This window comes from Kitasatospora saccharophila, from assembly GCF_039529925.1.
Taxonomy (GTDB): domain Bacteria; phylum Actinomycetota; class Actinomycetes; order Streptomycetales; family Streptomycetaceae; genus Kitasatospora; species Kitasatospora saccharophila.
In genome coordinates this window covers 37,236-55,835 of the sequence record NZ_BAAANS010000005.1, presented here as the reverse complement: position 1 = coordinate 55,835, position 18,600 = coordinate 37,236, and the positions used below count along the sequence as shown (strand labels likewise).

Below are 18,600 nucleotides of genomic sequence, written 5' to 3'. Positions count from 1 at the left end.
GGCGCTCAGAGCTCGGTGCGGCGGCGGCGGACCACCACCCACAGGTCCGCCGCCGCGAGCAGCGTCAGCACCCCGCAGCCCACCGCGAACACGGTCAGCGTCCCGCTGCTCGGCGCGCCGTGCGCCGGGGCCAGCGCGGCCCACACCGCGAAGCCCGCCGTGCACAGCGCGAAGAACGGCAGGAACAGCACCGACAGCAGGAACCGCAGCTTCAGGTCACTGCGCGCGGTGGCCGGTTCCGTTCCGCTCAGCCACACCTTCGGCGTCCTGGCGCGCCGCATACGCAACCGCCTCCCTCGTACCCTTTCCAGCCTAGGACTGTTCGGGCGCGGGGAGGCGGGCGATGGACGAACTGCACGGGGACCGGTTGGACGACTACCCGGGGCTGCCGGTGGAGCCGGCCCGGGCGCTGGCCGCCGAGCGGGGCTGGCGCACCGTGCGGGTGCTGGAACCGGAGGCGCTGCTGACCATGGAGTACCGCTCCGACCGGCTCAACCTGACGGTGCGGGACGGTGTGGTGGAGCGGGCCTGGGCGGGCTGAGGGCGGGCCGGCAGCGGGCGCGCGGGCCACTGCGGACGGGGCGCCGCCGCCGGGCGCGGCCGGGGTGCGGCGGCGGTCGGGCGGGCGAAGCGGCCCTCCCGGTGCCAGGCCGCCAGCACCCGGCGGTCCAGCGCGGCGACGGCCGGCTCGGCCAGCGGCAGCGAGAGCAGCACCAGCGCGCCCGCCGCCCAGCCCGCGAACACGTCCGAGATCCAGTGGGTGCCCAGGTAGACGGTGGTCAGCCCGATCGAGGCCGCGGTGAGCGCCGCGAGCACCGATCCGGTCCGCCGCCAGCGGGTCGCCAGGTAGGCCAGCACGCCCCAGGTGACCACGGCGTTCGCGGTGTGCCCGGACGGGAAGATGCTGCCGCCGGAGAACAGTTCGGGCGAGCCCACGTAGTGCGCGTAGTGCGGGCCCAGCCGGCCGGTCAGGATCTTCACCCCGCCGACCGTGAGGTTCAGCAGCAGCAGCGCCATGCCCATCACCAGCAGCGGCCGCGCCGAGTGCGAGCGGTAGCAGCGCCAGCCCAGCCACAGGCAGGCCGCGATCGCGGTGGGGCCGCGCTGCCCGGCGACCACCCAGATGTCCAGGTAGGGCAGCGCCCCGGGCCACTGCTTGTAGGGCCGCAACTGCTGGAGCGACCAGTCCAGGTCGACCAGCGGGGAGTCGTACAGGATGGCCAGCACCACCGCCAGGTAGAGCAGCCCGACCAGGCCGAAGAGCAGGGCGTGCCGCCGGCTGATCGAGGGGAACGCGGATTCCGACGCTCCGGTTGGAGATTCCTGACCGGAACGGACCGGAACCGTGCGCGGTGCGGTCGATATCTGCTGCTCGGGGGATTCGGGATCAGCTGGCACGGCTTCGACATTACCGGGCGGCCCCCGGGCGTCCGGGCTATTCGGGGCATCTGTCACCCGGTGGTGACGTGTCGTACCCCGTTTCTCCATAGCGGCAGTTCAGGACGCGCGTAGCGGAGCGGGAAAGGGGGGCGGGGAGTGGGCCAAATCACGCTCCCCGGCGCTCCGGGTGACTGCATTCGGGTGGTTTCTCCAATTGCCCGGAGGGTAGTGCGGGAACGAATCAGCGGCCGATTTCCCGTGACCCAGGTCACTTCCGGGTCGTCTCCGGGGAAATCGGCCGCCGTCTCGGGCGGGCGCCGCCGGGGTCAGGGCAGCAGGCGTTCGACGGCCGCCGCGCCCTGCTCCTCCAGGTCCTTCCTGGCCTTCTCGACCAGCTCCGGCGTGGGGGTGCGCCCCGAGGCCATCACCAGGTCCTCGGGGTCGACCGGGCTCTCCGCCCCGGTGTGCAGCAGGTGGTCCGGGGTCGGCTCGGACTCGCTGTCCGTGGAATCGGTCATCAAGATCCTCCGTGGGTGGAGCGCCGGAGGGCCCGGGCGGCCCCTCCGGCGGGGGCGCGCCCGCCGCCGGGGCCGGCGGCGGGAGGTCTGCCATCGAGTCTGGACCCGGGCCCGGGGCGGCGCACCACGAAACGCGCCGGAGGGCCCGACCGTCCGGTCGGGCCCTCCGGCGCGCTCGGCGGGGCGGGCGGCGGGGTCAGTCGAGCGGGCCGCCCGCGACGTAGATCACCTGGCCGGAGACGAAGCCCGCGCCCTCGGAGGCCAGGAAGGAGATGGTGTGCGCGATGTCCTCCGGCACGCCGACCCGCTGGACCGGGATGGCGGAGGCGGCGGCCTGCTTGAACGCCTCGAACTCCATGCCCACCCGGGCCGCGGTGGCCGCGGTCATGTCGGTGGCGATGAAGCCGGGGGCGACCGCGTTGGCGGTGACGCCGAACTTGCCGAGCTCGATGGCCAGGGTCTTGGTGAAGCCCTGCAGGCCGGCCTTGGCGGCCGAGTAGTTGGCCTGGCCCCGGTTGCCCTGGGCGGAGGAGGAGGACAGGTTGACGACCCGTCCGAAACCGGCCGCCACCATGTGCTTCTGCACCGCGCGGGTCATCAGGAAGGCGCCCTTGAGGTGCACGTTCATCACGGTGTCCCAGTCCGACTCGGACATCTTGAACAGCAGGTTGTCGCGCAGCACGCCCGCGTTGTTCACCAGCACCACCGGGGCGCCGAGTTCGGCGGCGATCCGCTCCACCGCGGCCTCCACCTGCTCGGCGTCCGACACGTCCGCGCCGACGGCCAGCGCGCGGCCGCCCGCGGCCCGGACCGCCTCGGCGGTGCCCTCGGCGCCGGCCTCGGTCAGGTCGACCACGGCGACGGCGTAACCGTCCGCGGCCAGCCGGAGCGCGGTGGCGGCGCCGATCCCGCGGGCCGCACCCGTCACCACGGCCACCCGCGCCGGAGCGCCGGCGGTCACGGACGTGCTCTGCTCGGTCATCTTCGTACTCGTCTCTCTCGAAGTCGGACGACGGGAGCGGCGCGGGCCGGTGACCCGTCGATGAGAAATAAATGGGTTGCGCAGCGCGCAGCGCGGTAACCCTACCGATGAGTAGGATTTCCGGCCAGGGGGCAGCGCCGCAGGTGACAGAGGGTGAGGACGAAAAGCGGCCGAGCGGGTGAACCAGGTTGGGCGTGGTCCCGACATACGGGGGAAATATGCCAACTTCGCCAATCCTGCGACTACTCTGCGCCCCTACCTGCCGGTCCAGGCCGACCGTTTGTATAGTGTGCGCCAGCAGCCACCGGCTGCACGGCCGGCGCGTCCTCTCTCACAGCGGGATGCTCACTCGCCGTTACTGCCCCGCGCGGGTGTCCCACACACACCCGCGCGTGACACCGGGACGGATTTCATGGTGCTGGGGGAGATCCCGACAACCCGCGTGCCCGGCCGACTGCAGCAGTCGCCCGGTCACCTCATCCGCGTGGCCCAGCAGGTGCACACCCGCTTGTGGTCCGAATACGTCGGTACCGAGCTGACGGCTCCGCAGTTCGCGGTGCTGCTGGTACTGGCACTGGAGCCCGGAGCCGACCAGCGCACGGTCGGCGAACGGGCCTCGCTCGACAAGGCGACGATGGCCGAGATGGTCGCCCGGCTGGTCCGGCGGGGCCTGGTGCTTCGCCGCAGGGACCCGGCCGACGGCCGGCGCAAGCTGCTGGCGCTCTCGCAGAACGGCGCTCAGGCCGTCCGCGAGGCGACCGGCGGCGTGGTCCGGGTCCAGCGGACCCTGTTCGAGCCGCTCGGCCCGGACGAGCAGCTGGAGATCGTCCGGATCATGGCCCGGATAGCCCGGCTGGAACCGGGGGCCGTCGCCGTGATGACGGACGCCCGGCCGACGCTGGACGCCCAGCGGGCCATCGGCTACCTGATCCGGGTCGCCCAGCAGGTCCACACCAAGCTCTGGTCGGAGAAGGTCGGCACCGAGCTGACGGCTCCTCAGTACGCGGTGCTGGACGCGCTGGAGACCGAACCGGGCGCCGACCAGCGCACGGTCGGCGAGCTCGCCTCGCTCGACAAGGCGACGATGGCCGAGATGGTCAGCCGGCTGGTCCGGCGCGGCCTGGTGCTGCGCCGCCGCGACCCCTCGGACGGGCGCCGCAACCTGCTCTCGCTCTCCCCGACCGGCCAGGAGCTGCTGCACCGCTCCACCGCCGGGGTCCGCGAGGTCCAGGAGGCGCTGCTCTCCCCGCTGGAGCCGCACGAGCACGTGCAGGCGCTGACGCTGCTCGCCAAGGCAGCCCGGCTGTAACGATTCTGCACAGCGCCATCCGGCTCGCCGGGCGGCCGGCGCCCGGCCGGCCACGCGGCACCGGCCGGACGCGACGGAAGGGGCCGGCACCCGCTCGGGTGCCGGCCCCTTCCGTTCCCCCGGGGCTCACTGCCGGTGGCAGGGCCCGCCACTGACGGTCGGTCAGCGGACGGGGCGTCAGTTCCAGTCGAAGCCGGCCGGGTCGGGACCGATCCGCTGCCCGGTGGCGAGGCCCGCGACGGCCGCCAGGTCCTCGGCGTCCAGCTCGAAGCCGGTGACGTCCAGGTTCTCCCGGATCCGGGCGGGGGTGACCGACTTCGGGATGGCGATCACGCCGGACTGCAGGTGCCAGCGCAGCACCACCTGGGCCGCCGTGCGGCCGTGCTTGGCGGCGACGGCCAGCAGGGCGGGCTCGGCCAGCAGCTCCTTGCCCTGGCCCAGCGGGCTCCACGCCTCGGTGGCGATGCCGTGCTCGGCGTGCAGGGCGCGCAGCTCCTCCTGCGGGAAGTACGGGTGCAGCTCGATCTGGTTGAGGACCGGCTTCACCTCGGCCTCCTTCAACAGCAGCTCCAGGTCTGGCACGCGGAAGTTGGAGACGCCGATCGCGCGCACCCGGCCCTCGGCGTGCAGCTGCTCGAAGGCGCGCCAGACGTTCACGAAGGCGTTGCCGTGCATCGGGCGCGGCCAGTGGATCAGGTACAGGTCCAGCACGTCCAGGCCGAGGCGGCCGAGCGACTCGTCGAAGGTGCGCAGCACCCGGTCGCGGCCCTGCTCGCCGGACCAGTCGACGGTGCCCGAGTTCCACAGCTTGGTGGTCACGAACAGCTCGTCGCGGGGCACGCCGGACTCGGCGATCGCCCGGCCGGTGCCCGTCTCGTTCTCGTAGATCTCGGCGGTGTCGACCGAGCGGTACCCGGCCTCCAGGGCGGTGCGCACGGCGGGGACGGCCTCCGCGTCCGGCACCTGCCAGACGCCGAAGCCGAGTTGCGGGATCCGCACGCCGTTGTTCAGCGCGATCGAGGGGATCGGGGGTACTGCGGGAGTGCTGCTCACTGGAAGGGGTGCCCTTCGGTTGTCCTTCTGCTTCCGGAGCGCTGGCAACGGCGGTGAACACCGGCTTATTCCCGCGCACCGGGAGTTCCCCGGAACGGATGAAAGCGGGACGGGACGGCGGCCGGATCGGGCCGGTCCGCCGGAAAACCCGTTGCGTGCGTCACACCGCGGAGGTCAGGCTCGCCGCATGTGACGAGCCGACCACCCGCTCCGCCGCGCACCTCCGACGCGCCGGGCCCCACCGGGCCCGGCCGACGCGCCCGCCCGCGCCCCGCCGGCCGGGGCCGCCCGTCCCGCCCTGCCCCGTCCCACCCCGCAACGGAGCGACCATGCCGCTCGTCCCCCTGCCGCTGCCCGACCCCGGCAGTCCCGACCTCAGCTCCCCGCGCGGCTTCCTGCGCTGGCTCGGCCGCGCCCAGCGCCGCGGCCGGCTGCTCGCCACGCTCTGGAGCACGCTGGAGCTCGGCTCGCTCGCCGCGCTGCCCGTCGCGATCGGCCGCGGCGTGCAGGCCGTGGTCGACCACGACACCCGCGCCCTGCTGGCGGCCGGGCTGCTCGCCCTGCTGCTGTCCGCCGTGCAGACCGCGATGACGGTCCTGCTGCACCGCCAGGTGGTGTGGAACTGGATCCAGGCCGCCTCCCAGATCCGCCAGCTGGTGGCCCGTCAGGCCTCGGCGCTCGGCGGCGGGTTGAGCCGGCGGATCGCCACCGGCGAGATCGTGGCCGTCTCCAGCGGCGACGTCGAGAAGATCGGCTGGTACGTCGAGCTCACCGCCCGGCTGTACGGCGCGGTGCTGGCCTGGCTCGGCGTCAGCACCGTGGTGCTCTGGCGCCAGCCCGGCCTCGGCCTGGCCGTGCTGCTCGGGGTGCCGGTGCTGGCCGCCGCGGTGTGGCCGCTGCTCGGGCCGTTCGAGCGGCGCTACGACGAACAGCGGGCGCTCGGCGGCAAGGCGTCCGAACTGGCCGCCGACACGGTGGCCGGGCTGCGGGTGCTGCGCGGCATCGGCGGCGAGGAGCTGTTCCTGAACCGGTACCGGGCCGCCTCCCAGCGGGTCCGCGCCGCCGCCGTCCGGGCCGCCCGCACCTGGGCGGTGATGCAGGCCCAGGAGGTGCTGCTGCCCGGCCTGTTCGTGGTCGGCGTCACCTGGTACGGCGCCCGGCTCGCCCTCGACGGGTCGATCGGCGTCGGCGAGCTGATCGCCGTCTACGGCGCCACCGCCTTCCTCGCCGCCCCGCTGCGGGTCATCGGCGAGGCCGCGCACGCCTGGAGCGTCGCCCGGGTCTCCGCCGGGCGCGCCGTGCGGGTCCTCTCGCTGACCAGGGACGGCGAACCGGCGGGCGGCGCGGAGCCGGTCCGGGCGGCCGGGGCGGAGCTGCTGCGCCGGGCCGACCGCTCCGACCTGCACGACCCGGTCAGCGGGCTGACCGCCCGGGCCGGGCGGCTGACCGCCGTGGTCTGCGGCGACCCGGACGCGGCGGGCGAGCTGGCGGCCCGGCTCGGCGGGCGGCCGGTGCTCGCCGAGGGGCGGCGGGCCGACCCCTCGGTCCGGCTCGGCGGCGTCGAACTGGACGGCCTGCCGCTGGCCGCCGCCCGAGCCGCGGTGCTGGTCCACGACAAGGATCCGGTGCTGCTCTCCGGCACCCTGGCCGAGCTGTTCGACGTCCCCCGCTCCGGCCGGGTCGAACCCGCCGAGGCGCTGGCCGCCGCCCGCGCGCAGGACGCGCTGGAGGCGCTCGTCGACGGCTCGCCCGAGTGCGCGGGGGACCCGATGGCGGCCCGGATCACCGAACGCGGCCGCTCGCTCTCCGGCGGCCAGCGCCAGCGCCTCGCCCTGGCCCGCTCGCTGGTGGCCGACCCGCCGGTGCTGGTGCTGGACGAACCGACCAGCGCGGTCGACGCCCACACCGAGTCCCGGATCGCCGCCGGCCTGCGCGAACTGCGCTCCGGGCGCACCACGGTGGTCTTCGCCACCAGCCCGCTGCTGCTCGACCGGGCGGACACCGTCCTGCTGCTCCAGCACGGCCGGGTCGCCGCCACCGGCACCCACCGCGAGCTGATGGCCGGCGAGCCGCGCTACCGGGCCGTCGTCACCCGGGAGGAGAACCCGGCCGGGGCGCCGGAGCCAGCGGATCAGGCGGAACCGGCCGGGGCCGCCGCGGCTCCCGCCGGGCCCGGGGCGGCCGGGGGCGCGCCGTGACCGGGCCGCCGCACCGGCGCACGAGTCGGCGGCCCGACCGCACCAGCAGGCGTCCGCACGTCCACCGGAACCGAAGGAGCACGCAGTGAAGCCCCCGAAGATGCACGAGCAGGGGCCGGTCACCACCCTGCCGGTCGGCTCCGCCGCCGCGGTGCGGGCGTACGGGCGGATGCTGCTGCGGCGGCACCGCGGCGGCCTGGCGGGGGTGGTGGCCCTGCACGGGACGGCGACGGTGGCGGGGCTGGTCGGGCCCGCGGTGCTCGGCTCGCTGGTGGAGTCACTGGCCACCGGCGGCGGCGGGCGGGTCACCGCCGCGATCGGGTGGTACCTGGCCGCGCTGGTGGTCCAGTCGGCGTTCACCGGGCTGTCGCTGCTGCGCGGCAGCGTGCTCGGCGAGGAGGTGCTGGCCGACCTGCGGGAGGACTTCCTGGTCCGCTCGGTGGCGCTGCCGCTCGGCGTGCTGGAGCGGGCCGGCACCGGCGACCTGGTCTCCCGGGGCACCACCGACATCGACCGGCTGGCCCGCTCGGTGCGCGACGCGGTGCCCGAACTGGTGGTCGCCCTGGTCTCGGTGGCCCTGGTGCTCGGCGCCCTGCTGGTCACCTCCCCGCTGCTGGCCGCCACCGCCCTGCTCGGCCTGCCCCTGCTCCTCCTCACCTCCCGCTGGTACTTCCGGCGGGCCCCGCAGTCCTACCGCAACGAGTCGGCCGGGTACGCGGCGGTCAACACCGTGCTCGCCGAGACGGTCGACGCGGGGCGGACGGTCGAGGCGCTGCGGCTCGGCGACCGCCGGGTCGAACTGACGGACCGGAAGATCAAGAGCTGGATCGAATGGGAGCGCTACACCCTCTGGCTGCGCAGCGTCTGGTTCCCCACTGTGGACGGCACCTACGCGCTGGCCGTGCTCGGCACCCTGGTGCTGGGCGGTCTGTTCGCCCTGCACGGCCTGATCAGCCCGGGCCGGCTGACCACCGGCGTGCTGTACGCCCAGGCCCTGGTGCACCCGGTCTCCCGGCTGCTGCGCTGGTACGACGAACTGCAGATCGGGCAGACCTCGCTGGCCCGGCTGGTCGGCGTCCGCGAGGTCGCCGACCCGGAGACCGACGAGGCGCTGCGCCCGGACGGCCGCCGGGTCGAGGCCCGGCAGGTCAGCTTCGGCTACCGCGAGGGGACGGACGTGCTGCGCGACATCACGCTGGACGTCGAACCGGGCAGCCGGGTCGCCCTGGTCGGGCCGTCGGGGGCGGGCAAGTCGACGCTGGGCCGGCTGCTCGCGGGCATCTACGCGCCGGGCCGCGGCCGGGTCACGCTCGGCGGGGCGCAGCTGTCGCGGATGCCCGCCGAGCGGGTGCGCACCGAGGTCGCGCTGGTCAACCAGGAGCACCACGTGTTCGTCGGCACCCTGCGGGACAACCTGCACCTGGCCCGGGCGGACGCCGACGACACCGAGCTGCGGACCGCGCTCGCCGCGGTCGACGCCACGGAGTGGGTGGACGCGCTGCCCGACGGGCTGGACACCGAGGTCGGCTCCGGCGGCACCGCGCTGACGCCCGCCCAGGCCCAGCAACTCGCGCTGGCCCGGCTGGTGCTGGCCGACCCGCACACCCTGGTGCTGGACGAGGCCACCTCGCTGCTCGACCCGCGGGCGGCCCGGCACCTGGAGCGCTCGCTGTCCCGGGTGCTGGCCGGCCGTACGGTGGTGGCGATCGCCCACCGGCTGCACACCGCGCACGACGCCGACGTGATCGCGGTGGTCGAGCAGGGCCGGATCACCGAGTACGGGTCGCACCCGGAGCTGGTGGCGTCCGGCGGGCCCTACGCGGCGCTCTGGCGCTCCTGGCGGGACGAGCGGTAGCCGGCCCCCGGGGCCGGGGAGCCGGCCGGGGGCGTGCGGGTGGCGCCCCCGGCCGTCCCACCGGCGGAGCCGGGCGGGTCGGGTCAGGGCAGCTTGAAGGTGCCGACGATGCTGGTGGCGCCGAGGACGTGGGGCTGGATGGCGGTGGTGACCTCTTCGTAGGTCAGCCCGGCGGACGGGAGGGTGGGGGTGGAGAGCGCGTAGAGGGTGAAGACGTAGTGGTGGGGCTGGCCGGTGGCGGGCGGGCAGGGGCCGCCCCAGCCGACCACCGGCATGCCGTTGGTGTCGAAGCTGTTGGCGCCCTGGGTGTACTGGAGCTTGCCGTGGCCGTCGATCCGGCGGGCGTCGCCGGGGATGTCGTAGAGCACCCAGTGGTGCCAGCCGCCGGCCAGCGGGGCGTCCGGGTCGTTCACCAGCAGGGCGTAGCCGAGCGTCCCGGCGGGGGCGTTGCGCCAGTCCAGCCGGGGGGCGAGGTTCTTGCCCTGGCAGGGGGCGCCCTCGGCGCCCGGTCCGCCGAACTCGGTCCACTGCGGCAGTTTGCCGCCGTCGTGGAAGTCCGGGCTGGTGAGGGTGAAGGGGGTGAGGCGGGCGGCACCCGCGGTGGCGGTCGGGGCCGCGGCGGCGACGAGCGTGCAGCTGACGGCCAGGGCGGCGGCGAGGGCGGCCGCGCGGCGTCCGGGTCGGCGGTAGGTGGTCAATTGGTCCCCCCGGGGAAGTGAGTTGACTGTCCGTCACGGTGACGGCGGTGCCAGCCAATCGGTGTTCCGGGAGGGGGTCAAGGGGGCGGGTGGGGCAGGGGCTGCTTCCGGCCGGTGACGGCGGGGCCGCTCGCGACGCGGCCCGAGCGGGTCGGGCGGCCCGTCCGGTGGCCCATGCGTCGGCCCGGGCGTCGGCCCGGGCGTCGGCTCGTGACGCGGACGGGTGAATGGGCGGCGGTGGCGGGGTGGCGCGGCGGCCGGCGGGTCGGGGCCGGGCGCAGACTGCGGGGGTGACCAAGACATCAGGTGGTTCTCCGTCAGGTACCCAGCGCAACGAGATCGCGGGGATCCCGACCCGGTACATCGGGATCGGCGTCATCGTGGTGCTGGCGGTCTGGTTCCTGTTCGCCAACCTGGAGAAGGTGAAGATCCAGTTCTGGGTGTTCACCGTCACCTGCCCGCTGTGGATCGCGCTGCTGGCGACGCTGCTCGCCGGGACGGCGCTGGGCTGGCTGCTGAAGGGACGGCGCAGCAGGTGACGGCGCCGGGGGAGCACACGGGGGAGAGCGCGGGGGCGGGGCCGACCGGCGGGGCCGGGGCGGCCGGGGAGCCGCTGATCGAACTGCGCGGGGTGAACAAGCACTTCGGCCAGTTGCACGTGCTGCAGGACATCGACCTGACGGTGGACCGGGGCGAGGTCGTGGTGGTGATCGGCCCGTCCGGGTCGGGCAAGTCCACGCTGTGCCGGGCGATCAACCGGCTGGAGACGGTGGAGAGCGGCACCATCCTGATCGAGGGGCAGCCGCTGCCCGCCGAGGGCAAGGGGCTGGCGAAGCTGCGCGCCGAGGTGGGGATGGTCTTCCAGTCCTTCAACCTGTTCGCGCACAAGACGGTGCTGCAGAACGTGACGCTGGCCCAGGTCAAGGTCCGCAAGCGGGGGAGGGCCGAGGCCGAGGCCAAGGGCCGCCGCCTGCTGGAGCGGGTCGGGCTGGCGGCGCACGAGGACAAGTACCCGGCGCAACTGTCCGGCGGCCAGCAGCAGCGGGTGGCGATCGCCCGGGCGCTGGCGATGGACCCGAAGGCGCTGCTGTTCGACGAGCCGACCTCGGCGCTCGACCCCGAGATGATCAACGAGGTGCTGGAGGTCATGCGCGCGCTGGCCGCCGAGGGGATGACCATGGTGGTGGTCACCCACGAGATGGGCTTCGCCCGGTCGGCCGCCAACCGCGTGGTGTTCATGGCCGACGGGCGGATCGTCGAGGACCGCGTCCCCGAGGAGTTCTTCGCGGACCCGCGCAGCGAGCGCGCCCGGGACTTCCTCTCCAAGATCCTGAAGCACTGAGGGGGCCGGGGACGATGAGACGCCTCGGGGCGCTGCTGCTCGTGCTGCTGGTCGGGGCGGCGGGCTGCGGCAAGGAGGGCACCCCGCCGCCGAAGGGGCCGCAGCCCGGCGCGCTGCCCAGCTACCAGGTGCGCGGCGGCGACGCCGTCACCGGCTCGCCCACCCTGGACGCGGCCCGGGCGCGCGGCCACCTGGTGGTCGGCGCCAAGGAGGACCAGCCGTACCTCGGGGAGAAGAACCCGGCCACCGGCGAGTACTCCGGCTTCGACATCGAGATCGCCAGGATGGTCGGCGCCGACCTGGGCTTCGGACCCGGGCAGATCGAGTTCCGCACCATCGCCTCCGCCAACCGCGAGACGGCGCTGCAGAACGGGCAGGTCGACTACTACGTGGGCACCTACACCATCAACGCCAACCGCAAGAAGCTGGTCGGCTTCGCCGGGCCGTACTTCATCGCCGGGCAGTCCCTGCTGGTCCGCAAGAACGAGACGAAGATCGACGGGCCGCAGGACCTCGCCGGGCGGAAGGTCTGCTCGGCGGCCGGGTCGACCCCGTACCAGCGGATCCAGCAGGACTACCCGCAGGCCAAGTTGATCGGCTACGACACCTACTCGGCCTGCGTGGACAACCTGATCACCGGTCAGGTCGACGCGGTGACCACCGACAACGCGATCCTGCAGGGCTACGCGGCCAAGGTGCCGGACGAGCTGAAGGTGGTCGGGCAGCCGTTCTCCACCGAGCCGTACGGCATCGGCGTGCCCAAGAACGACACCGTGCTGCGGCTGGCGCTGGACGACGCGCTGCAGCGGCACGAGCAGAACGGCGACTGGAAGAAGGCGTACGAGGCGACCCTCGGCCTGTCCGGGGTGCCCGCGCCCGAGCCGCCGGCGATCGACCGCTACCAGTAGGAAGGAGGGGGACGGGGTGAACGTCCTGACCGACAACTGGTCCACGTACTGGCACGGGTTCCTCGGCACGCTGTGGCTGACCCTGGTCAGCGCGGTACTGGCGCTGGTGCTCGGGGCGCTGGTGGCGGGGTTCCGGGTGTCGCCGGTGAAGCCGCTGCGGGTGTTCGGCACCGGGTGGGTGACGGTGCTGCGCAACACGCCGCTGACGCTGCTGTTCTTCATCGTGGTGCTGGGGCTGCCCCGGTTCGACATCACGCTGCCGTTCTTCACCTTCGCGGTGCTGGCGCTGGGCTGCTACACCTCGGCGTTCGTCTGCGAGACGCTGCGCTCCGGGGTGAACACGGTGCCCGCCGGGCAGGGCGAGGCGGCCCGCAGCCTGGGCCTGACGTTCACCCAGACGCTGGGCCTGGTGGTCCTGCCGCAGGCGTACCGGGCGGTGGTCGCCCCGCTGGGCAGCGTGATGATCGCGCTGGCGAAGAACACCGCGATCGCCGGGTCGTTCAGCGTGGTCGAACTGCTCGGCACCTACCGGACCATCAACGAGCTGGGCTACGGCATCGTCTGGACCTTCGTCTGGATCGCGCTCGGCTACCTGATCCTGACGCTGGCGATCAGCGCCCTGTTCAACGTGCTGGAGCGACGGGTGGCGGTGTCCCGATGACGGAGGTGTTCCGATGACGGTGGAGTCCTCCGCGCTGTACGACGTGCCGGGCCCGAAGGCGCTGGCCCGGCACCGGCTGTACGGGTGGCTGGCGCTGCTGGTGATCGCCGCCGTGCTCGGCTGGGTGGTCTACATGCTGTTCCACACCCAGCAGTTCACGTACCAGAAGTGGATGCCCTTCGAGTACGAGGGCGTCCAGGAGCTGCTGCTGCGCGGCCTGGGCAACACCCTGAAGGCGTTCGGCTGGACGGTGCTGTTCGCGCTGCCCTTCGGCGCGCTGTTCGCCGCCGGGCGGCTCTCCGACCACCGGGCGGTGCGCTGGGCGTCCACCGTGGTGGTGGAGTTCTTCCGGGCGATGCCGCTGCTGGTGATGATCTTCTTCATCTTCGTCGCCCTCAAGGCCCCGCCGATGTGGGCGCTGGTGGCCGGGCTGACGCTGTACAACGGCTCGGTGCTGGCCGAGGTCTTCCGGGCCGGGGTGCTGGCGGTGCCCAAGGGGCAGCGGGAGGCGGCGTACGCGCTGGGGCTGCGCAAGACCCAGGTGATGGCGTACGTGCTGGTGCCGCAGGCGAACCGGGCGATGCTGCCGACCATCGTCAGCCAGCTGGTGGTGGCGCTCAAGGACACCTCGCTCGGGTTCCTGATCACCTACGAGGAGTTCCTGCACGCCGGGAAGCTGATCGCCACCAACCTCGACTACGACCTGCCGTTCATCCCGGTGGTGATGGTGATCGCCCCGGTCTACATCGGCATGTGCCTGCTGCTCTCCTGGTTCGCCAAGTGGCTGGAGCGGCGCGGGCGGCGCAGCCCGAAGGCGAAGGGCGGTGTGCCGGTCGCTCCGGCAGGGGTGACGCCCGATCCGCAGGGGTAGCGGACGGTGACCGGGCGGGTCGGTTAGGGTCAGTGGGTCGACGATCGATGCCGATCCCCGAGGAGTCGCCGCATGTCCGTGCCGCCCGTGGAGTCCGCAGGGGCCGTGCTGCCCAGCCGCCGGGATCCGGCCGAGCCCGAGGTGCTCGACCGGCGGGAGAGCGCGGGCGGCGAGGTGGTGCTGCGGCGGCGCGGCGGGCACTGCGAGGTGATCGTGAACGGCTGCTTCCTGATGGACACCGTCGACGGCCGCTCCGAGCGGCTGCTGGTGGCGGCCGCGCTGGACGGGCTCGCGGCGGTGGCGCGGCCCAGCGTGCTGATCGGCGGGCTGGGCGTCGGCTTCTCGCTGGCGCACGCCGCCGCCGAGCCGCGCTGGTCGCGGATCGCGGTGGTCGAGCGGGAGGCGGCGATCATCGACTGGCACCGCACCGGCCCGCTGGGCGCGTTCTCCGCCGGGGCGCTGGACGACCCCCGGGTGGAGGTGCTGCACACCGACCTGGTGGCGTACCTGGCGGGGGCGGGGGAGCGCTACGACGCGCTCTGCCTCGACATCGACAACGGGCCGGACTGGACGGTCGGCGCCGAGAACGACCGGCTGTACGGGCCGGCCGGGCTGGCGAGCGCTGCCGCCCGGCTCAACTCCGGTGGCGTGCTGGCGGTGTGGGGCGCGCAGCCGTCCGCCGCCTTCGAACTGGCGCTGCGGGAGGCCGGGTTCACCGGTGTCCGGACCGAGGAGGTCCCGGTCGAGCGCGGCGTGCCGGATGTCGTCCACCTGGCACGCCGCGCCTGAACTACCGCGTCACTTCAGGCCGTTGGCGAGCGCCGTCATCAACTCGCCGTTGGCGGTGTCTCCGTCGAAGGACCAGATCATCGCTCCGGCGAGGCCCTGCTCCTTGATCCAGTTGGCCTTCCGGGTGATCTCCGTCGGGTCGTCGTAGGTGTAGAGCACGGTGCCGTTGTAGAGGTACGCGTGGCCGGCCACCGGGTCCCGGTAGAGGGTGTAACCGCCGCTGGTCAGCTTCTCCTTGAGCTTGTAGTAGTCCTCGAAGCCGTTCTCGTAGCTGCCCGGCGCGGGGCCGGTCGCGGTCTGGAACAGGCCGTTGGTGGTGCCGCGCGGCACGCCCGTCCAGCCGCGGCCGTAGAACGGGACGCCCAGGGTCAGCTTGGACTTCGGGGCGCCGCCGTTGACGTACGCGTTGATGGCGATCTCCGAGCTGAACCGCCGGTCCGGGGTGGACGGGTCGCCGGCGGCGACCTTCAGCGCGGACTGCTGGTTGGTGGTCATCTCCCAGGCGCCGTGGTAGTCGTAGCCCTGGACGGTGGCGAAGTCGAACGCCCCGAACAGGCCCGGGATGTCGATGCCCGCGGAGATCTTCGCCGGGTCGGCGGGCAGGAAGGCGCTCAGCGTGTAGTGCTTGCCGGTGCTGGCGCCGAGCGCGTCCAGCTGGCGGCGGAACTCCTGGGCCAGCAGGGTGTAGTTGGCCTTGTCGGCCGGGCGGATCACGTTGCCGAGGTGGCCCTCCGAGTTCGGCCACTCCCAGTCCAGGTCGATGCCGTCGAAGATGCCCGCTGCCGAACCGGCGCCGCCGCGGCCGTCGATCACCGGCAGGTTGCCCTTGATGTACAGGTCGATGCAGGAGGAGACCAGCGCCTTGCGGGAGGCGTCGGTGGCCGCCGCGTCGGAGAACCACTTGCTGTAGGACCAACCGCCCAGCGAGATCTGCACCTTGAGGTTCGGGTACTTGGCCTTGAGCTGCTTGAGCTGGTTGAAGTTGCCCGCCAGCTTCTGGTCCCAGGTGTCGGTCGTCCCGGCCACCGAGGTGCCCGCGTCCCAGCCGCGCCCGAAGTCCGCCCAGGCGTCGCCCGCACCGTCACCCGCGTTCGGGTCGGAGTCGTTGCCCGCCGCCTTGTTGGTGAGGAAGCACTGCTTGGTGGAGGGGTGGATGTTGGCGAACGCGTAGTTCAGGTAGTCCAGCTTCGCGGCGCTGCCCGAGGTGTCCAGCTTCTTCACGCTGTAGCCGCGGGCGTACACCGACCACTGGGTGAAGTAGCCGATGGTCAGGCCGGTCTGCGGGTTGACCTTGCCGGTGCGCAGGGTCACCGGGTTGGACGCCGGGGAGGTGTTGCCCGCCGCGTCCTGGGCCTTCACGGTGAAGGTGTACGGGGTGTCGGGGGACAGGCCGGAGACCGTCGCCGCGGTGGTGGGGGCGGCGACCGTCAGGGCCAGCGTCCCGCCGTTGTACACGTCGTACGCCGTCACCTCGACGTTGTCGGTCGACGGGCCCCAGGCCAGGCCGAGGGTGCTCGCGCCCGCCGAGGTGCCCACCGGGGTGCCCGGGGCGGTCGGGGCCTCGGTGTCCGGCGGCGGCGGGGCGATGGTGACGCCGACCGGGGCGGAGGCCGCCGAGCGGTTGGCCGAGGTGTCGAACGCGACCACGGTGAAGGTGTGCCGGCCGTCCGCCAGGCCGGTGAGCGTCACCGCCGTGCCGTCGCCCGTCACCGTGGACACCTTGGTGGCGCCCTCGTACACGTCGTACCCGGCGACCTTCACGTTGTCGGTGGACGCCGTCCAGGACACCGTCGCCCGGCCCGCGCCGGACTGCGTCGCGGTGAGGTTCGTCGGCACGGACGGCGCCTGGTCGTCGCCGCCGCTGCCGTCGCACGGCTTGCCGTTCAGCTTGCAGTTCTTCAGTTCCGCGAACGGGCCCGAATAGGCCACGTTGAAACCGAAGTCGTACGAGGCGCCGGGCGCGATCTGCGGTTGCCAGCTCGGGTTCTTCACGGTGACGTGGGAGGCCGCGGCGGTGTACGTGGCGTTCCACAGCGAGCCGAGGGTGTTGTTCGCGGGGAGGTCGAACTCCAGCGTCCAGCCGTTGATCGCGGCGCTGCCGGCGTTGCTGATGGTGTAGCCGCCGCCGTAACCCGAGCCCCAGTCCTGGTCCTTGTGGAAGACCGCGGTGGGCTCGGCCGCGTGCGCGCTCTGGGCCGGGAGGGAGACGGCCAGCAGCGGGGCGAGCAGGCTGCCGACGGCGAGGAGGGGTAGGCGGTACCGACGTCTGCGCATGGGGACTCCTGTGTCCGGGAGCGGCGGCCGCGGGCGGGGCGCGCGGGCGGGCTCCACTGCCTGTGGGGGAGGAGGGGTGCGTGTGCAGGTGCGGCGGATCTTCCGGCCGTCGGGGAGCTCGGAGGTCCTGTGTCATTGGAGGGTAGGGAGTAGGTAATGGAATGGCAATAGGTCTGGACCACCCGGAAGTTTCCGCATTGAGGAGGGAATTCGCGTTCCGGACCGTCCGGCGGGCGGGCCTCCGGGCACGGGGGCGAGGTGGGGGTGATGTGTGCGACATGCGTTCCCAAGCGCCCGGCGGTGCGGCATGATCATTGACATGCTCGAACATCAGATCGAACTGCTGGGCCAGCTCCTGGAGGAGTTCGGCGCCCTGCGGTTCCCCCCGGACTGGTACGACCGGGAACCCGACGGCGAATCCCTGGTCACCCTGGCCACCACCCTCGCCGGCTGCACCGTCGCCACCCTCGACGGCCCCCTCGGCGCCCGCCACCGCGAGCACCTGCGGCAGCGCCGCGCCCTGCTCGCCGAACTGCTGCCGGCCGTCGCCGCCGACTCGTACGCCACGAGCTACTTCGTCGCGCTCTACCGGATGGCCGTCCTGGCCGAGGAGGTCGACGACCGGCGGGCCGGGGTGAGGTGACGGCCCGTCGGCGGGTCGGTGGCCCGGCCCGCCGACGGGTCAGAACAGCGGCTCCTGGCCGGGGAACGGGGGCTCGGGCGCGCGCAGCACGGCGTGCAAGCGTTGCGGCTCGCCCCGCCAGGCCAGGTGGGCGGCGTACCTGAACCAGCCCTCGGTCAGCTCGGAACCGGGACCGAGGGTCCGGACGACCGCGCTGGCCGCGAGCGGTCGCAGTGCGGTGAGCGGGGGCAGCGGCTGCTGCGGGCCGTGCGCGGTGGTGACCGGTTCGCCGCCCGGGCACCGGGCGGCGACCAGGGCGGCGGCGGCCACGGCGGCCAGACCGACGGAGTGCTCCGGCCCGTCCGACCCGCGCAGGGCGCGGACCAGGGCGGTACGGACCAGGGCGGCGCGCCGCTCGGGGGCGGCGTCGTCCAGGGCGTCCGCGAAGTCGGCGGCGTCGTCGTTGTCGAACGGGCCGGTGTTCCAGCTGCCCAAGGTGCGCTCCCGCGTCAGTGCGGTGAGGAGCTTCGCAGGGGGGCCGACAGCGGATCGCCGTTCCCCGGGCCCCTGCTGGGGCCCGGGGACGGGACGGCTAGCCGAACGGGCTGGACGGGGGCGGGGTCTGGGGGGCGGCCGGAGTGGTCGGAGCCGCCGGGGGCGGGGTGGTCTGGGCGAAGGGGTTGAAGTCCGCCGGGGGGACCTTGACCAGGCGGCCCTTGGTGGGGTCGGCTTCCTCCGGATCCGCTGCGGCGGCGGGTGCGGTGCTGGGGGCCGGGGGTGCGAAGGGGTTGAAGTCCGGCGGCGGGACCTTGACCAGGCGGCCCTTGGTCGGGTCGGCCTCCTCCGGCTCCGCGGCCGGAACGACCGGCGGGGCGCTCGGCCGGGGCGGGATGGCCGGGGTCGGGGCGCTCGGGGACGGGCTGGTCACGGTGCCGAACGGGTCGGCCGGTTCGGAGGAGAGCGTGGTGCCGAACGGGTCGGCGGTGGCGGCCGGGCGGGGCGCCGCGGCCGGGGCGGGGGCGGCGGCCGCGACCGGTGCGGGGGCCGGGGGCGGGGTGGTCTGGGCGAAGGGGTTGAAGTCCGCCGGGGGGACCTTGACCAGGCGGCCCTTGGTGGGGTCGGCTTCCTCCGGATCCGCTG

18 protein-coding genes and 1 pseudogene are annotated in these 18,600 nt (G+C 73.7%); 10 read left to right on the top strand and 9 right to left on the bottom strand.

Annotated elements, in window-relative coordinates:
* Positions 1-5: 5 nt before the first annotated feature.
* From ABD345_RS05530 to fabG, 4 genes are all read right to left on the bottom strand, one after another.
* Positions 6-281 carry a DUF6343 family protein gene (locus ABD345_RS05530; protein WP_344550624.1) on the bottom strand — a complete coding sequence of 92 codons (276 nt, stop codon included), beginning with the start codon at positions 279-281 and terminating at the stop codon, positions 6-8.
* Positions 282-375: 94 nt separating this feature from the next.
* The gene (locus ABD345_RS40245; RefSeq protein ID WP_380272694.1) at positions 376-1,398 is read right to left on the bottom strand and encodes a phosphatase PAP2 family protein; all 1,023 of its coding nucleotides are present in this window, start codon (positions 1,396-1,398) and stop codon (positions 376-378) included.
* 308 nt (positions 1,399-1,706) lie between these two features.
* Positions 1,707-1,898, bottom strand: a complete 192-nt coding sequence (locus ABD345_RS05515) for a hypothetical protein (protein ID WP_344550622.1) — start codon at positions 1,896-1,898, stop codon at positions 1,707-1,709.
* 196 nt (positions 1,899-2,094) lie between these two features.
* Entirely contained in the window at positions 2,095-2,880 is a 786-nt protein-coding gene (fabG, locus tag ABD345_RS05510) for a 3-oxoacyl-ACP reductase FabG (RefSeq protein ID WP_344550620.1), read from the bottom strand.
* A 484-nt stretch (positions 2,881-3,364) separates the two neighbouring features.
* Here fabG and ABD345_RS05505 point away from each other — a divergent pair, with 484 nt between their 5' ends.
* Positions 3,365-4,189, top strand: a complete 825-nt coding sequence (locus ABD345_RS05505; protein ID WP_344550619.1) for a MarR family winged helix-turn-helix transcriptional regulator — start codon at positions 3,365-3,367, stop codon at positions 4,187-4,189.
* A 177-nt stretch (positions 4,190-4,366) separates the two neighbouring features.
* Here the strand turns inward: ABD345_RS05505 and ABD345_RS05500 are convergent, their stop codons facing one another.
* Positions 4,367-5,242, bottom strand: coding sequence for an aldo/keto reductase (locus ABD345_RS05500; protein ID WP_344550618.1), 876 nt, complete (start codon positions 5,240-5,242; stop codon positions 4,367-4,369).
* 329 nt (positions 5,243-5,571) lie between these two features.
* Between ABD345_RS05500 and ABD345_RS05495 the strand changes: the two genes are divergently transcribed.
* Positions 5,572-7,440: an ABC transporter transmembrane domain-containing protein gene (locus ABD345_RS05495; RefSeq protein ID WP_344550617.1), complete on the top strand. Its 1,869-nt coding sequence runs from the start codon at positions 5,572-5,574 to the stop codon at positions 7,438-7,440.
* Between the two features lie 100 nt (positions 7,441-7,540).
* Positions 7,541-9,295 carry an ABC transporter ATP-binding protein gene (locus ABD345_RS05490; RefSeq protein ID WP_344550751.1) on the top strand — a complete coding sequence of 585 codons (1,755 nt, stop codon included), beginning with the start codon at positions 7,541-7,543 and terminating at the stop codon, positions 9,293-9,295.
* Between the two features lie 83 nt (positions 9,296-9,378).
* Here the strand turns inward: ABD345_RS05490 and ABD345_RS05485 are convergent, their stop codons facing one another.
* Positions 9,379-9,993 (bottom strand): YbhB/YbcL family Raf kinase inhibitor-like protein, encoded by a 615-nt coding sequence (locus ABD345_RS05485; protein ID WP_344550616.1) that lies wholly within the window; start codon positions 9,991-9,993, stop codon positions 9,379-9,381.
* Positions 9,994-10,283: 290 nt separating this feature from the next.
* On the opposite strand from ABD345_RS05485, the gene ABD345_RS05480 reads away from it, so the two are divergent.
* From ABD345_RS05480 to ABD345_RS05455, 6 genes are all read left to right on the top strand, one after another.
* Positions 10,284-10,532: a LapA family protein gene (locus tag ABD345_RS05480; RefSeq protein WP_344550615.1), complete on the top strand. Its 249-nt coding sequence runs from the start codon at positions 10,284-10,286 to the stop codon at positions 10,530-10,532.
* A gap of 74 nt (positions 10,533-10,606) precedes the next feature.
* Positions 10,607-11,335, top strand: coding sequence for an amino acid ABC transporter ATP-binding protein (locus tag ABD345_RS05475; RefSeq protein ID WP_344550750.1), 729 nt, complete (start codon positions 10,607-10,609; stop codon positions 11,333-11,335).
* Between the two features lie 14 nt (positions 11,336-11,349).
* Positions 11,350-12,243 carry a glutamate ABC transporter substrate-binding protein gene (locus ABD345_RS05470; protein ID WP_344550614.1) on the top strand — a complete coding sequence of 298 codons (894 nt, stop codon included), beginning with the start codon at positions 11,350-11,352 and terminating at the stop codon, positions 12,241-12,243.
* 16 nt (positions 12,244-12,259) lie between these two features.
* The gene (locus tag ABD345_RS05465) at positions 12,260-12,904 is read left to right on the top strand and encodes an amino acid ABC transporter permease (RefSeq protein ID WP_344550613.1); all 645 of its coding nucleotides are present in this window, start codon (positions 12,260-12,262) and stop codon (positions 12,902-12,904) included.
* Positions 12,905-12,917: 13 nt separating this feature from the next.
* Complete coding sequence (locus ABD345_RS05460) at positions 12,918-13,775, top strand: amino acid ABC transporter permease (RefSeq protein ID WP_344550612.1); 858 nt, start codon at positions 12,918-12,920, stop codon at positions 13,773-13,775.
* A gap of 72 nt (positions 13,776-13,847) precedes the next feature.
* A complete protein-coding gene (locus tag ABD345_RS05455; RefSeq protein WP_344550611.1) occupies positions 13,848-14,564 on the top strand; it encodes a spermidine synthase family protein in 717 nt (238 codons plus the stop codon).
* 9 nt (positions 14,565-14,573) lie between these two features.
* On the opposite strand, the gene ABD345_RS05450 is transcribed toward ABD345_RS05455, so the two are convergent.
* Positions 14,574-16,838, bottom strand: a complete 2,265-nt coding sequence (locus ABD345_RS05450; RefSeq protein WP_344550610.1) for a glycosyl hydrolase family 18 protein — start codon at positions 16,836-16,838, stop codon at positions 14,574-14,576.
* Between the two features lie 319 nt (positions 16,839-17,157).
* On the opposite strand from ABD345_RS05450, the gene ABD345_RS05445 reads away from it, so the two are divergent.
* Positions 17,158-17,481 (top strand): hypothetical protein, encoded by a 324-nt coding sequence (locus tag ABD345_RS05445; protein ID WP_344550609.1) that lies wholly within the window; start codon positions 17,158-17,160, stop codon positions 17,479-17,481.
* 39 nt (positions 17,482-17,520) lie between these two features.
* Here the strand turns inward: ABD345_RS05445 and ABD345_RS05440 are convergent, their stop codons facing one another.
* Complete coding sequence (locus ABD345_RS05440; protein WP_344550608.1) at positions 17,521-17,955, bottom strand: DUF4259 domain-containing protein; 435 nt, start codon at positions 17,953-17,955, stop codon at positions 17,521-17,523.
* Positions 17,956-18,052: 97 nt separating this feature from the next.
* Positions 18,053-18,600, bottom strand: a pseudogene (locus ABD345_RS05435) (hypothetical protein); the annotation flags it as partial.

What these genes read in the sequence shown, in the direction of transcription:
- ABD345_RS05530 (WP_344550624.1), bottom strand. Translation starts at nt 281, where the DNA reads ATGCGGCGCGCCAGGACGCCGAAGGTGTGGCTGAGCGGAACGGAACCG.
- ABD345_RS05515 (WP_344550622.1), bottom strand. Translation starts at nt 1,898, where the DNA reads ATGACCGATTCCACGGACAGCGAGTCCGAGCCGACCCCGGACCACCTG.
- fabG (WP_344550620.1), bottom strand. Translation starts at nt 2,880, where the DNA reads ATGACCGAGCAGAGCACGTCCGTGACCGCCGGCGCTCCGGCGCGGGTG.
- ABD345_RS05495 (WP_344550617.1), top strand. Translation starts at nt 5,572, where the DNA reads ATGCCGCTCGTCCCCCTGCCGCTGCCCGACCCCGGCAGTCCCGACCTC.
- ABD345_RS05490 (WP_344550751.1), top strand. Translation starts at nt 7,541, where the DNA reads ATGCACGAGCAGGGGCCGGTCACCACCCTGCCGGTCGGCTCCGCCGCC.
- ABD345_RS05470 (WP_344550614.1), top strand. Translation starts at nt 11,350, where the DNA reads ATGAGACGCCTCGGGGCGCTGCTGCTCGTGCTGCTGGTCGGGGCGGCG.
- ABD345_RS05460 (WP_344550612.1), top strand. Translation starts at nt 12,918, where the DNA reads ATGACGGTGGAGTCCTCCGCGCTGTACGACGTGCCGGGCCCGAAGGCG.
- ABD345_RS05455 (WP_344550611.1), top strand. Translation starts at nt 13,848, where the DNA reads ATGTCCGTGCCGCCCGTGGAGTCCGCAGGGGCCGTGCTGCCCAGCCGC.
- ABD345_RS05450 (WP_344550610.1), bottom strand. Translation starts at nt 16,838, where the DNA reads ATGCGCAGACGTCGGTACCGCCTACCCCTCCTCGCCGTCGGCAGCCTG.
- ABD345_RS05445 (WP_344550609.1), top strand. Translation starts at nt 17,158, where the DNA reads ATGCTCGAACATCAGATCGAACTGCTGGGCCAGCTCCTGGAGGAGTTC.